We start from the raw sequence: 13,806 nt of genomic DNA, 5'->3' as shown, positions 1-13,806 counted from the left end.
GCACGTGGTCACTCGATGACAGGCCCAGTGATCGGGTAAAGATATGGTCATGGTCGAAGTCGCCGCAGAGCGTGGAAAGCGGTCCTCCTCCCGCACCTCCGAGGAGGGCGCGGGCTGGCGCTGCCAGCAGATCGGGTCGTACAAGGGCCTTCGGCCCAACACCGACACCTTCTCCTGGTTCCATCCGCGCACGCTCTGGCGCTCACGCAACGAGATCCTCGCCGGCCTGTTCGGCGATCCTTCGGGCGAGGTACGGCGGCGCTGGGTCGAGGCGCAGCGGGCGCGCGGCGTCGACGGCGACTTCAGGATCAGGCCAGGCGTGGGCAAGAGCTTCAGCTTCTTGCTCTTAGGCGATCCAGGAGAGGGCGACGACTCCCAGTACGCGGTCGTGCCGGGCATGCTGCACGTGGGCGCGGGCACCTCGTTCGCGGTGATCGCCAGCGACGTCGTCTACCCGACGGGGGCGGGCAACGAGTACTGCGACAAGTTCTTCAGGCCCTACAAGGACTACCAGGCCCCCGTCTACGCCATCCCCGGCAACCACGACTGGTACGACGGGCTCGGCGGGTTCATGCGCGTCTTCTGCGACGCGCCGCCGCTCAAGCCCCGTCCCGACAGGGGGCTGCGCGCGCTGCTGTGGCGCAAGTCGGAGCGGATCGACGAGCAGGCGCTCGCCGAGGCGCGCAAGCTGCGCGGCGCCCCCTCCCAGCAGGCGGTGCAGCCCGCCCCCTACTGGGCCATCGAGAGCGAGAGCCTGCTGATCGTGGGCGTCGACACCGGCATCAAGGGGGCCATCGACGCCGAGCAGACCGCGTGGCTGCGCCGTACCTCGCTCGACCCCCGGCCGAAGATCCTCATCACCGGCAAGCCGATCTACACGCGCGACGTCCACAAGCCCTCGGCGCTGGAGGGCGGGGGCACCATCGACGACATCGTCCGCGACCCCGCGCACCGCTACGTCGCGGCGATCGGCGGTGACGTGCACAACTACCAGCGCTACCCGGTCAGGGTGGGCGACAGGGTGATCCAGTACATCGTCTCGGGCGGGGCGGGGGCCTTCATGCACGCCACGCACACGATCGGCAGGGTCGGCGTCGCCGGGGTGCACGAGGACGACTTCAAGTGCTATCCGCTGCGCGGCGACTCGCTGTCGTTCTACAGCCAGCTCTACGCCAAGCGCCTGCGCATGCGGTGGCTCTTCCTCACCCCCGCCGAGGCGGCCTGCATCATGGCCGACCGGATCAAGAACACGCCGGTCAGGCGGATCGACCCGGCCGTCACGATCACCCGAAGGATGAGGTGGGCCGCGCGCGTGCTCGGCGCGTGGCCGATGCCGTTCAGGCTGCCGGTCGGCAGCGTCTTCCACCGCTACCTGTCGGAGCTGTCGGACTGGGACACCCCGCCGTTCTTCAAGAGCTTCCTGCACCTGGAGGTGACACCCTCGCGGCTGACCATCCGCTGCTTCGCGGCGACCGGCTGCCTTCCGCAGGAGCTCGACCCGCCGCTGGAGGACGAGGTGTCGATCTCCCTTCTCTAGCGCGTGCGCCGCCGGGTTCTCCGGCGCGGGCCCGCCGGTTCTCCAGCGTGGGGCCGCCGGTTCTCCAACGTGGGGCCGCCGGTTCTCCGGCGCGGGCCCGCCGGGGAAATGTCGGTACGGCCTGGCAGGCTGGAAGGCGTGTACGTCGCGCTGACCTCCGACCCCTCAGGGGGCGGGTCCCTGCTCCCCGTCGGGGGCGAGCTCCGCAGGGCCGACGACCTCGGGCGCGCCGTCCGTGAGATGGAGGAGCGCAGGCCGCGCTGGGTCTTCGCCGACGCCCGCCACCTCTATCCCGGCCTGCTGGCCGCGGGCGTGCGGGTGTCGCGCTGCCATGACCTGGCCCTCACCGAGGGGCTGCTGCTGGCGCACGAGGGCCGCTACGGCGAGGCGCGCTCGGCCGAGGCGGCCCACGCCAGGCTGCACGGGCTCCCGGTGCCCGACGACGAGGGCGCGGGCCCCGCCGCGCGGCAGGACACGCTGTTCGAGCCCGAGCGGGCCGAGCTCGGCGCCGACGCGCTGGCAGAGGTGCTGCACGACCAGCTCGCCAGGATCGAGGCGCTGCCCGACCCCGGCAGGTTCAGGCTGCTGGTGGCCGCCGAGTCGGCAGGGGCGCTGGTGGCGGCCGAGATGGGCCACGACGGCATGCCGTGGCGCAGAGACATCCACGACGAGCTGCTCACCGAGCTGCTCGGCCCGAGGCCCGTGCACGGCATGCGGCCGGCCAAGCTCCAGGCGCTCGCCGACCAGGTGACGGCCGCCTTCGGCCACCCCGTCAACCCCGACTCCGTGCAGCAGCTGGTCAAGGCGTTCAAGGGGGCGGGGGTGGCGCTGAAGACGACCAGGTCCGGCGAGCTCAAGCAGATCGAGCACCCCGCCGTCGGGCCGCTGCTGGCCTACAAGGAGCTGGCCAGGCTCTACAGCTTCCATGGCTGGGCGTGGGCCGACCAGTGGGTGCGCGAGGGCAGGTTCAGGGCCGAGTACGTCGTGGGCGGCGTCGTCTCGGGGCGGTGGGCCACCAGCGGAGGAGGCGCGCTGCAGATCCACAAGATGATGCGCAGGGTGGTGGTGGCCGACGAGGGATGGGCGCTGATCGTCGCCGACGCGGCGCAGCTGGAGCCCAGGGTGCTCGCCGCCATGGCGGGGGACCGCGGCCTGGCCAGGGCGGCGGGCGAGATCGACCTCTACTCCGCGCTTGCCAAGGCGTTCGGGGGCGAGCGCGACCACGCCAAGATCGCGATGCTGTCGGCGATGTACGGCGGCACCAGCGGCGACGCACCCAAGCTGCTGGCCGTGATGCGCGAGCGCTTCCCGCTGGCCTACCGCTTCGTCGAGGACGCGGCCAAGGCAGGGGAGGAGGGCAAGCTCGTCAGGTCGTGGCTGGGCCGCACCAGCCCGCCGCCCTCCCAGCGGTGGAAGGACCTCGTCGCGGGGCCCGACGGTGCCAGGGCGGCGCGCGACAGGGGGCGCTTCACCCGCAACTTCGTCGTCCAGGCCACGGCCGCCGAGTGGGCGCTCGCGCTGCTGGCCGTGCTGAGGGGGCTGCTGCCCGAGCCCGCGCGGCTGGTGTTCTTCCAGCACGACGAGGTGATGGTGCACTGCCCGCTCGAGCAGGCCGAGCAGGTGACCGCGGCGATCGCCACCGCCGCGGCCGAGGCGAGCAGACTGCTGTTCGGCGCGACGCCCGTGCGTTTCCCGATGGAGGCCGTCACGGTCTCGTGCTACGCCGACGCCAAGTGACGGCCGCGCCCGCGGCTCTCCCCGGACGGTCCCAGACCGCGTTTCCGGCGCCCTGACCAGGGAGAGGGGCGAACTCCGGGACGGCGGGCCCCGGTTGACGGGGGAGCATGGGGCGCCGGGCGAGCGCTCTGGTCACCCGAGACGTCTGCGACCGAGCGGCGGCGGTTCGGGTTCACCTGGGGGAGCGTAGGTCGATGGGGTGGGGCTGGCCTAGGACTCATCCGGGAGAGGTTTGCGACGGGGTGAGAGCTCTGGTCACCCGGGAGGGGGCGCGACAGGGCGGCGGCGGTTCGGGCTGCCGGGGGAGCGTGGGTCGATGGGGTGGGTCGTCCGGGTTCACCCGGGGAACCGTAGGTCGATGGGGTGGGCTGGGGTTCACCCGGGAGAGGTCTGCGACAGAGCGGCGGCGGTTCGGGTTCACCCCGGGAGAGCGTAGGTCGATGGGGTGGTCGTTCGGGTTCGCCCCGGGAGTGCAGGGCGACGGGGGTGAGGGTTCTGGGTTATGCGGGAGCGTCGGTGGCCGGGTGGTGGCTCTGGTTCATCTGGGAGCGGCGGTGGCCGGTGGTGGTTCGGGTTTACCCGGGGTGGCGGGGTGGGGGTCTACGCGGGGGCGCCGGTGGAGGGGCGGGCCAGGGCGAGCCACAGGCCGGTGGCCGTGACCATGACGCCGACCACGAGGCCGAGCACGCCGTACGAGAGCGCACCCACGATCGCTCCCGCGATGATGGTGCCGGTGGCGCCGCAGATGTTCATGAGCAGGTCCGACAGGCCCTGCACGGCGGGGCGGCGCTCGATCGCCACCGACTCCGACAGCATCGCCGAGCCCGCCACCAGACCGCACGACCAGCCGATGCCCAGCAGCGTCAGGCCCGCCGTGACCTGCCAGACGCGGTCGCCCGCCGTACCCGCCAGCGCCGCCGACGCCACCAGCAGCGCCATGCCGAGCACCAGCACGGGCACCTTGCCGACCTTGTCGGCCAGCCACCCGACCACCGGCGACAGCACGTACATGCCGGCGATGTGCAGGCTCAGCACCAGGCCGATGACCTTGAGCTCCGCCCCCTCGTGGCGCAGGTGGACAGGGGTCATCGACATCACCGACACCATCGCGGTGTGACTGACCGCGATGGCCAGCAGCGCGGCGCGGGCGGCGGGGGTGGCGCGCAGGGTGCCCCACGCGTCCTTGATCGTCTTCGACCTGCCCCCGGTGGCGCCGGCCGTCCCGGTGAGCTGCCTGGCGAGTTTGAGCGGGTCGGGGCGCAGCCCCGCCACCACGATGAGCAGCGCCACCGCGAAGGCCAGCGCGGCGAAGGCGAAGGGGCCCGCGGTCGGCACCAGGCCCATGCTCATGCCGAGCCGGTCGGCGGGGTCGGCCAGGTTGGGGCCCGCGACCGAGCCGATCGTCGCCGCCCACACCACCAGCGACAGGTGCCTGCCGGCGTGGCCGGGAGGCGAGAGGTCGGTGGCGGAGTAGCGCGCGGCCAGGTTGCCCGCGCTGCCGCCGCCCACCAGCACCAGACCGGCAAGCAGCAGCGGCCACGAGGCGATGCTGATGGCCAGTACGGAGATCACGCATCCGGTCAGCGCGGCGACGTAGGCCAGGCCGAGCCCGGCCCTCCTGCCGCCCTTGCCCGCCGCCTTGGCCGCGGGCAGGGCGAGCAGCGCCGCGCCGAGCACGGTGGCCGTTCCCGCGAGGCCGCTGATGGCCTCAGAACCGGACAGGTCGAAGACGACCAGCGAGCTGAGCGCCAGGCCCACCGCCACCCCGACGCCGCCGGTGATCTGCGCGGCGGACAGGACGGCGAGGGTGCGGCGCTGCACCCGTTCGACGGACGGCGATCCTGGTTTGGCAGGGGCGGTGGTCACCGGTGAAGTGTCGCATAGCCCCTGACATCCGCCCAAAGGGGACTGCGAGCCTGGGGGTGGGTCAGGAGGGGACGACCGCTCAGAGGGAACGCGGGCCTGGGGTGGTCAGGAGGGGACGACCGCCCAGAGACGCGGGCCTGGGGTGGTCAGGAGGGGACGACGGGGTCGCCGATCCTGATCACGCCGGTCCCGTCGGGGATGAGGTTGACGGCGAACAGCAGCTGCTTGTCGATCCTGCGGTACTTGGCGAGCGTGCGCAGCGGCTCCTTGCCCTTCTCCAGGGTGTCGGGGTCGATCGTGGTGAGCACGCACCTGTCGCACGGCTTGGTCACGCGGAAGTCCACCTCGCCGATGCGCACGCGCCTCCACCCGTCCTCGGCGAACGGCTCCTCCACGCCCGAGACCACCACGTTCGGGCGGAACCTGCGCATCGGCAGCGGCGCGGGCACCTCCTCGCCCCGCTCGGCCGCCGTCTCGGCGATCCAGTCGTTGAGCCGGTCGAGGGAGGTGGTCGAGGCGAGCAGCACGGGGTAGCCGTCGGCGAGCGACACCCGGTCCTGCGGCGTGCCGTGCTTGGGGTTGACGGGACGGCGGGTCGGGTCGTCGAGCCACACCAGGCGCACCGAGCGGCCGAGCAGGGCCGAAAGCCACTCCGCCGCTTCGTCGCCGCAGTCGGTGAGCTTCACCTCCGTGCGCCACACGCGCACCTCGGTCAACAGGGTCGTCGGCGTCACCCTGAGAGGCTCGCGGTGCGGCCCCGTGAGGGTGAGCGTGCCGTCGGACACCTCGGCCCTGCAGGTCAGCAGCCGAGGCTCCTCCCTGGCGGTCAGCATCTGGCCTTCGGGGGTGGCCACCAGGTATCGGCGGTCATCCTTCAGCCCCCAGGGCTCGACCTCGGCCTCGGGGACGTCGTGCCCCATCGTGGACTTGACCGGATAGAAATGGACGCTCGCCAGTTTCATGGCGGCGACGGTACCCCATATCCCCCTGACGCTAGGAAGCGGGGCTGAAGGTGTTCAGGAACACCTCGCGGGTCTTGGCCTGGTCGTCCCACTTGAGCTGCGGCGCGACGAACGTGATCGTGAAGGCGCTCTGTCCCGTCAGCGTGACGTGCCTGGTCAGGGCCTGCATGGGCACGCCGTTCGACTGGGTGTACTGGTACTCCCAGTCGGCGGCCTTCCACCCGCGGTACTTCGCCTCCTGCAGCTGCACCCTGAGGTAGCCGTCGACGCCGCCGTCGGCCTCCCGTCCGGTGAGCTCGGCGAGCCCGCCGTCGTTCTGCGGGGTCGCGGGCTCCACCGTGATCTTCATACCGGAGTCCTTCGGCCCGTCGAAGACCACCTTGTCGGCGGAGGTGCTCAGCTTCCACGCCGAGGGAACCGCGGCGGTGAAGCCGTCGGGGGTGTGCTCCTTGAACCCCTCGGGCACCGTCACGGCCGCCAGCGGCACGGGGACGGGGGCCGAGGAGGCGGCCGGTGAGGCGCTGGGCGAGGCCGCCACGCCGGGCTCGGACGAGGGGCCGCCCGAGGAGACGATCAGGATCGCGGCCGTCAGCACGCCCACGGCCGCCACGGCGGTCACGACCAGGCGCGGGGTCGGGCGGCCCTCGTGCAGCCAGCCGTCGCCGCCCGCGCTCCGCCTGCGGCCCCTGGCCGAGCGGTCCTCCCTGTCGCGGGTCGTCGCGCGGGTCGTCTGTCCCGAGTTCGGCGACCACGGAGGCTGCGCGGAGGGGCCCGTGCGCACGCTGTCGGTCAGCGGCAGGATCGGCTGCGGGACGGGCGCGGCGGGGGTTCCCGCCACGCGTCCCTGCGAGCCCTCAGGGGAGCCACCAACGCCCGCCTGCGGGGGAGCGCCGTGCGGGCCCGAGGGCGAGCGGAGGGCGTCGTACCCGCTGGGCAACCGGTGGCCGTGAGGATCGGAGGCGCTGCGCAGGGCGTCGTAGCCATGCGCTCCAGAGGAGCCGCCCGCCGGACCGCCCATTGAGCCGCCGAACGGACCGCCCGCCGGGCCTCCCACTGGGCTGCCCGCCGGGGCGCCCGTGGGGTTGCCGGTCGGGCCGCCCATGGGGTTGGCCGTGGGGTATTCGCCCGAGGAGCTGCCGAAGGCGTCGAAACCGGCAGAGGGCGCGGACAGCATGTCGGTGCGGTGCGCGCCCGAAGGGCTCTCCACCCCCGCGTACGGCTCCGCGTGCCCACCGGAAGGGCCGTTCAGCGGGTCATACGGCACCCGCACCGGCCCCGAAGGCGTCTCCACGATCCGCGAGGGCAGCGGCCCCGACGGCGGATCGAGGGGCGGCAGCAGATGCATCGGCGTGGAGTCCGCAGGCGTGGGGATGGGCCCCGCCGACCGCGCCGAGGTGGAGCCGTGGCTGCGCAGCACCCGCTCCATCAGCTCGGCCACCTGGGCGGCGTTCATCCGCTCGGCGGGGTTCTTGCGCAGCAGCCCCTCGATGACCGGCAGCAGGGCCCCCGCCCGCTGCGGCTTGATCGGCTCCTGCGTCAGCACCGCGCCGAGTACCGCGATCGCGTCGGGCCCCTCGTAGGGCGGCCTGCCCTCGACGGCGGCGTAGAGCGTCGCGCCGAACGACCACAGGTCGGCGGCCTGCGTGATGGGCTGCCCCGACAGCCGCTCGGGCGGGACGTAGGCGGGCGAACCCATGAGCAGCCCGGTCTGCGTGATCGTGACATCGCCCTCGATCGCGGCGATGCCGAAGTCGGTGAGGACCACCCTGTCGGCGGTCAGCAGGACGTTGCCGGGCTTCACGTCACGGTGCAGGATTCCGGCCGCGTGGGCGTGCCTGAGCGCGTCGAGCACCCTGACGCCGATCTCGGCGGCCTGGATGACGGGCAGCGGGCCGCTCTGCCGTATGGCCTGCTCCAGCGACCAGGCCCTGACCAGCTCCATCACGATCCACGGCCGCCCGTCCTCCTCGACCACGTCGTGGACGGTGACGATCCCAGGGTGGCCGAGCCGCGCGGCCGAGCGGGCCTCGCGCATCATGCGCCGGTGGGCCACCTGCATGCCCGCATGGTCGAGCCCGTAGGGAAGGATCAGCTCCTTCACCGCCACGGGCCTGTCGAGCAACACGTCGTGGGCGTGCCAGACCATGCCCATGCCGCCCCTGCCCACAGGGGACAGCAGCTTGTACCTCCGGCCGATCAGACGACCCTGACTCTCCACGCCCCCCGGCGCACCGGTTCCCTCGGCGGGAACCTTTCCGAGCAAGCGGTCCGACATCTCCCGCCCCCCATTCCCAACGCAAATTGCGAGGTTCGACACGATATAGGCATGCGATTAGTAAACGGAAGTCGAAGAATGATCAACGTAAGTCAACGGAAGGTAATCTACAGGGTGAGCTGCGGCAACGCGGAAACTGCCAAAGAGATCACTTATCGAATGCGAGCGCGTTCAACGCGGCAATGAACGCCTCGGCGGGCGGGCTCACCAGTCCCGCGCCAACCTGTCCCGTGCCCGCGACCCTGCCCGCGATGCCGGTGTTGACCACGGGAAGCAGACCGGTCCGCGCGACGAGCGCGACGTCGATTCCGACGGGTGTGCCGCGGAAGCCGAGCCCGGGGATCTGGTAGGCGGGGTGCTCGGCGAGCGTGATCTCGTACATCGAGCGGGTGGCGGTGATCGCGTCGCCGACCTCGCCGCCGACGAACCTCACGATCGCGGGGGCGGCGGCCATGGCGAAGCCGCCCAGGCCGGAGGTCTCGGTGATGGTGGAGTCGCCGATGTCGGGGTTGGCGTCGGCGGGGCCGTACGCGCCGAGGTAGAGCCCGTCGGGGACGCCCGCGGGCCCGGTGAACCAGCGGTCGCCCAGACCGGACAGCTGCACGCCGAAGTCGGTGCCGTTGCGGGCCATGGCCACGACCAGCGAGGATCCGGGGACGCCGCGGGCGGCGTCGGTGCTGACCTTGGCCGCCGCCATGGCCGGGTTGAGGAAGAAGTGGTCGTTGCCTCCCGCGAAGCGCAGCACCTGCGCCGCGTGCGCGGGAGCGGCCTCCACCAGGGCAGGGGCGAGCTCGCGAAGGAACAGCGAGGTGGCCGCCCTGTTGCGGTTGTGCAGCTCGTCGCCCATCTGGAGCGCCTGGGCGATCAGCCCGCGCAGGTCGATCGGTCCGGTGACCCGCAGCGCGTCGCGCAGCGAGGGGCCGAGCACCGAGCCCATCCAGCGCAGCCGCTCGAGCACCTCGGGGCCGTAGGCGCCGTAGCGCAGCACCTTGCCCAGGCCCTCGTTGAGCGAGCAGTAGGCGGTGCCGCCGTGCTCGGCGTCGCGCACCTCGAACATCCACATGGAGGGGCTCACCACCCCGGCCATCGGGCCGACCGCGCCGTGGTGATGGCACGAGTCGAGCCGCACCCGGCCCCCTGCGAGCAGGCGCCGCGCCTCCTCCTCCGTGGCGGCCATGTCCTCCAGCAGCACCGCGCCGATGAGCGCGCCGCGCATCGGACCCGAGGCCCGCTCCCAGGTGATCGGCGGCCCGGCGTGCAGGAAGGTGCCCCTTTCCAGACCGAGCGCGTCGGCGGCCGGCCGTACGCCGACCAGTTGGGGCCTGGCCGACAGCAGGCGGCCCACGGCCAGCTGGTTGGCCGCGCTCCTGCGCGGGTCGGCCAGCACGCGCGCCAGCGCGGCGGCGGTGCCCGGCAGCGGCGGCCGCCACTCGACAGGGGTCCTCGGTACGGCCTGCGCGTCCAGCGCCTCGCCGAGCAGGTCGGCGCCGACGGTGATGACGTGCGGATCGGCGGGCAGAAGGGTCACCGTGCGCTCCCTGCGGCGTGACGGGCTGCCTGGGCGTTGGAGGTGAAGACCGACGCGCCCGCCTCGTGGAGGGCCTCGGCCTGCCGGCGCAGGCCCTGCGGGTCGCCCTCGGTGCCGACCAGCGCGATGACGACCTGGACGTCCCCGCGCGTGGCCGCCTCGATCGCAGGGGCCAGGCGCAGCGCGGGGTCGGGGTCGGCGCCGTGCCCGAGCACCACGTCCATCAGCGCCACCTCTCCCGGCTCCAGCTTCGCCAGCGCCTCGAGCCGGAGCGTCGCGTCGATCATCGGATGCGCCCTGCCCCTGGTGAAGACGTCGTCGCCGTAGTCGACGAACCCGCCAGGCGTGATGAGGGAGGCCTCGGTGCACAGCGTGCCGCCCGAGTACAGGCCTCTGACCGATCCCTTCGCGACCGGCCTGCTCCACGAGGGCCAGTCGGGCACGGGACGGCCCAGCCGGTCGAGGACCTGCGCCGTGGCCGAGGTCAGGTCGCCGTCGGAGGTGCCGAGCAGCGCCGTGACCACCGGCGTGCGCAGCTTGTCCACCACCTCGCGCACGGCGCCTGCCACCTCGGGCGCGGGTGGCTTGGAGATCAGCACGATCAGCTCGGTCGCGGGGTCCTCGTCGAGGAGGCGCAGCGCCCGCATCGCCGACACCCCGCCCACCTGCTCCGACAGGTCCCTGCTCCCGACTCCGAGCACCTGGCTGACACCCACCCCCGCCAGATCGAGCAGCGAGGTCACCTGCTGGGCCCCCGTGCCCGAGGCCGCCACCACGCCGACGGGGCCAGGGCGCAGCACGTTGGCGAAGCCGAGCCCCGCCCCGCCGATCACCGCGGTGCCGCAGTCGGGGCCCATGACCAGTCCGCCGCGCTCCTCGGCCAGCCGTTTGAGGAGCACCTCCTGCTCCACGGGAACGTTGTCACTGAAGATCATCACGGGCAGGCCCGCCTCGACGGCGTCGAGCGCCTCCCCGAAGGCGTGCTCGCCGGGCACCGACACCAGCACCAGGTTCCCCTCACCGAGCCTGGCGGCCGAGCGCGTCGTGCGAGGAGGAGAGCCCGCGCTCTCCGTGGCGACCGAACGGCTCGACAGCTCTCCCAGCAGGCGGTCGAGCTCGCCCGTCGCGGCCGTCACGTCCTCGGCCCTCAGCGCCACCAGCAGCTCGGAGGGCTCGGCGGGCGGGATCTCGAAGCCCAGGTCCCTGGCCAGATCGAGGTTGAGCGGCGTGGCCATCGCGACGACCGCCACCTCCACGTCCCGCAGCGCCGACAACGCCTGGCTGACCCGCATCAGGCTCACGGAGTCGTGGTAGACGCCCTGCACCACCTTCACCAGCGAGTTCATGGACGGGCTCCCAGCGCGAGCACGGAGTCCAGGCCGATCCTGACCCCTTGGGCGAGATCCGCGCCTGAGGTGTGGCCGAGCTGGAGCAGCCGTCTCAGCGCGGGCTCGAGCGCCTGCTGCCCCGTGATGCCGCGAAGAACCGCGCTCACCTCGGGACTGGCCTCGCCCCTGGCCGCGCAGTGCAGGAGCGTCGCCGAGATCGGGGTGGTACGGGTGCCGGCGTCGAAGGTGACGGCGGCGGCCAGCCAGTCGGCCAGCCACACCGCGCGCTCGACCTTCGCTGCCGTGCCCAGGTGACGCAACGCCACCAGCAGGCCCGCGAGCACGTCGTCGCCGCTGGGCGTGAGGCCGGGGCCCAGCCCCACCAGCTGCTCGGCGGCGGTCACGGCCCTCAGCAGCGAGCCCGCCGCGCAGCCCGAGGCCAGCAGGGTGATCGCGGCGTTGCCCTCGAGACCCGGGCGCCTGGTGGTCTGGGGCGACAGGGCCGAGGTGGCCTGCGCCAGCCGTACGAGATCGACGGGGGGCAGCGCGGGCGAGGGGTCCCACCAGCGGCGCGCCTTCACCCTGTAGCGTCCGAGCTCGATCACCCCGTTGCCGACGGCGGCCTCGTCGCCCACGCTGACGTGCGGCAGCTCGCCGGCCAGCAGCACGGAGTTGGGCAGCCTCGTCGCCTCCCCGGTGATCAACGCGATCACCGAGGGCTCCAGCTCGGTCCGCACCTCGAGGTACACGCCCATGGACACGGCGGCCAGCACCCTGGCGGGCGCCCTGGCCGACTCGAGCACCGGGCGCACGGCCGAGCTCGCGGCCCCGGTGAGGTGGGTCAGCGGGTGAACCCTTCTCTGCGTGCCGAGCGTCATGGTCCCGACGGTAGAGCGGGCCCTCACCCCTCCGTACGGAGAAATGTGCCAACAGTCGGTCAAAAGGTTGGCTCTTCCTGACACACGCCTTCATCCGTCACAATCGCCTCATGGAGCCCCCCGTCCGCCTGGCAAGCACCGGCACGATCATCCACGGCGTCTCCGTGGGCGAGGTGCTCGGAGTTTCCACGCTCGCAGAGGCGCGGCTGATCGCGGGGCGGTCCGGTCTCGACCGGATCGTCCAGCGGCTCAACGTGATGGAGGTTCCCGACATCCTCGCCTGGGTCAAGCCGCACGAGCTGCTGCTGACCACCGGCTACCCGCTGCGCAACACCCCCCAGTCGCTCGACCGCCTGGTCGCCGACCTCGACGAACGCGGCCTGGCCGCGCTCGCCATCAAGCTCGGCCGCTACGTCGACGAGTTGCCCGACGAGATGGTCGCCCAGGCCGACAGGCTCGGCTTCCCGCTGATCCTGCTGCCCAACAACGTCGGCTTCGACGACATCCTCAACCAGGTGCTGACCGACATCCTCAACAGGCAGGCCGCCGTGCTGGTCCGCGCTGAGGAGGCGCACCGCGCGCTGGTGCAGGTGGTGCTGGCCGGCGGCGGGCTCGGCGAGGTCACCGCCGAGGTCGCGGGCCTGCTCGACGTGGCCGTGGCCGCCCTCGACGGGTCGGGCAGGACGCTGGCCGCCGCGGGCCCGCCCGAGCACGTCGCCGCCCTGCGCCAGCTGGCCGGTACGGCAGGCCGCGCCGGCGACTTCACCTCGGTGCCCATCGTGGCGGGGGGACACCACCACGGCAGGATCGTCGCGCACAGCCCCTCAGGGGTCATCCACGACAGCGACGTCGGCATCCTCGAACGCGCGGCGACCGTCGCCGCCCTCGTCATCACCAGGCAGGACGCGGTCAACGCGGTCGAGAGCAAGTACCGCGCCGACTTCCTGCGCGACGTCCTGACCGGCAGGGCGGGCTCGGGTGAGCGCGTCGCCAACAGGTCGAGGGCCTTCGGCTGGGACCTGGAGCGCCCGGTCACCGTCCTGGTGGCGGAGCTCGACCCCGAGGGCGACGAGCGGACCGCCCAGGACAGGCTCGTCACCTCGTGGACGGCGGCCGTGCGCCGCCACGACCAGCGCGGCGCGGTCGCCGGCTTCTCCCACGAGGTCGTCGCCGTCGTCGACGCCTCGGCCGACAGCGCCAAGGTGGCCCGTGACGCCGCCTCCGCCTTCGCCGACGCCATCTCCTCCTGCACCTTCTCCACCGGGACCAGCCGTACCTGTCCCGGCGCCGATTCCCTGCCCGAGGCCTACAGCCAGGCGCTGAAGGCGGCGCGCGTGGGCCGCCAGCTGCACGGGCCCGGCGCCGTCGCCCACTTCGACCAGCTCGGCGTCTACCGGCTGCTGTCGCTGGTCAACGACACCGCCGAGTTACACGCCTTCGTCCGCGAGACGCTGGGACCGCTCGCCGCGGACGACGACACCGAGAACGCCGACCTGCGCAGGACGCTGCAGGTGCTGCTGGAGACCAACCTGAACGTCGCCGAGACCGCGCGCAGGCTGCACTTCCACTACAACACCCTGCGCTACAGGATCGGCAAGCTGGAGCGGCTGCTCGGCAACTTCACCGAGGACCCCCACCTGCGGCTCAACCTGACCCTGGCCCTGCACGTGCTGCGCATGCGCGGCATCTAGGCTG

At 72.7% G+C, this 13,806-nt stretch carries 9 protein-coding genes; 3 read left to right on the top strand and 6 right to left on the bottom strand.

Annotation, left to right across the window (positions count from 1 at the left end; genetic code table 11):
• Positions 1-49: 49 nt before the first annotated feature.
• A complete protein-coding gene (locus ABFX55_RS07670) occupies positions 50-1,537 on the top strand; it encodes a metallophosphoesterase family protein (RefSeq protein ID WP_346118998.1) in 1,488 nt (495 codons plus the stop codon).
• 138 nt (positions 1,538-1,675) lie between these two features.
• Positions 1,676-3,274, top strand: a complete 1,599-nt coding sequence (locus ABFX55_RS07665) for a bifunctional 3'-5' exonuclease/DNA polymerase (RefSeq protein WP_346118996.1) — start codon at positions 1,676-1,678, stop codon at positions 3,272-3,274.
• A gap of 600 nt (positions 3,275-3,874) precedes the next feature.
• Here the strand turns inward: ABFX55_RS07665 and ABFX55_RS07660 are convergent.
• The 6 genes from ABFX55_RS07660 to ABFX55_RS07635 all read right to left on the bottom strand — a co-directional run bounded on the left by ABFX55_RS07660 (position 3,875) and on the right by ABFX55_RS07635 (position 12,111).
• Positions 3,875-5,140, bottom strand: coding sequence for an MFS transporter (locus tag ABFX55_RS07660; protein ID WP_346118994.1), 1,266 nt, complete (start codon positions 5,138-5,140; stop codon positions 3,875-3,877).
• A gap of 146 nt (positions 5,141-5,286) precedes the next feature.
• A complete protein-coding gene (locus tag ABFX55_RS07655) occupies positions 5,287-6,102 on the bottom strand; it encodes an MOSC domain-containing protein (RefSeq protein WP_346118992.1) in 816 nt (271 codons plus the stop codon).
• 31 nt (positions 6,103-6,133) lie between these two features.
• Entirely contained in the window at positions 6,134-8,377 is a 2,244-nt protein-coding gene (locus tag ABFX55_RS07650; protein WP_346118990.1) for a serine/threonine-protein kinase, read from the bottom strand.
• Positions 8,378-8,525: 148 nt separating this feature from the next.
• Entirely contained in the window at positions 8,526-9,905 is a 1,380-nt protein-coding gene (locus tag ABFX55_RS07645; RefSeq protein ID WP_346118988.1) for a YlbE family protein, read from the bottom strand.
• Entirely contained in the window at positions 9,902-11,251 is a 1,350-nt protein-coding gene (locus tag ABFX55_RS07640) for an AllF/FdrA family protein (protein ID WP_346118986.1), read from the bottom strand. Before ABFX55_RS07640 ends, ABFX55_RS07645 begins: the two co-directional genes overlap by 4 nt.
• Positions 11,248-12,111: an oxamate carbamoyltransferase subunit AllH family protein gene (locus ABFX55_RS07635; RefSeq protein ID WP_346118984.1), complete on the bottom strand. Its 864-nt coding sequence runs from the start codon at positions 12,109-12,111 to the stop codon at positions 11,248-11,250. The genes ABFX55_RS07640 and ABFX55_RS07635 overlap by 4 nt, the downstream gene beginning before the upstream one ends.
• 110 nt (positions 12,112-12,221) lie before the next feature.
• Between ABFX55_RS07635 and ABFX55_RS07630 the strand changes: the two genes are divergently transcribed.
• A complete protein-coding gene (locus ABFX55_RS07630) occupies positions 12,222-13,802 on the top strand; it encodes a PucR family transcriptional regulator (RefSeq protein WP_346118982.1) in 1,581 nt (526 codons plus the stop codon).
• Positions 13,803-13,806 lie beyond the last annotated feature (4 nt).

The sequence above is a fragment of the Nonomuraea roseola genome (genome assembly GCF_039535395.1).
Lineage (GTDB): Bacteria > Actinomycetota > Actinomycetes > Streptosporangiales > Streptosporangiaceae > Nonomuraea > Nonomuraea roseola.
This window is presented reverse-complemented; position numbering and strand designations above follow the sequence as displayed.

Coding starts and splice junctions, on each gene's coding strand:
- ABFX55_RS07650 (WP_346118990.1), bottom strand. CDS start 8,377: ATGTCGGACCGCTTGCTCGGAAAGGTTCCCGCCGAGGGAACCGGTGCG.
- ABFX55_RS07630 (WP_346118982.1), top strand. CDS start 12,222: ATGGAGCCCCCCGTCCGCCTGGCAAGCACCGGCACGATCATCCACGGC.
- ABFX55_RS07635 (WP_346118984.1), bottom strand. CDS start 12,111: ATGACGCTCGGCACGCAGAGAAGGGTTCACCCGCTGACCCACCTCACC.
- ABFX55_RS07655 (WP_346118992.1), bottom strand. CDS start 6,102: ATGAAACTGGCGAGCGTCCATTTCTATCCGGTCAAGTCCACGATGGGG.
- ABFX55_RS07640 (WP_346118986.1), bottom strand. CDS start 11,251: ATGAACTCGCTGGTGAAGGTGGTGCAGGGCGTCTACCACGACTCCGTG.
- ABFX55_RS07670 (WP_346118998.1), top strand. CDS start 50: ATGGTCGAAGTCGCCGCAGAGCGTGGAAAGCGGTCCTCCTCCCGCACC.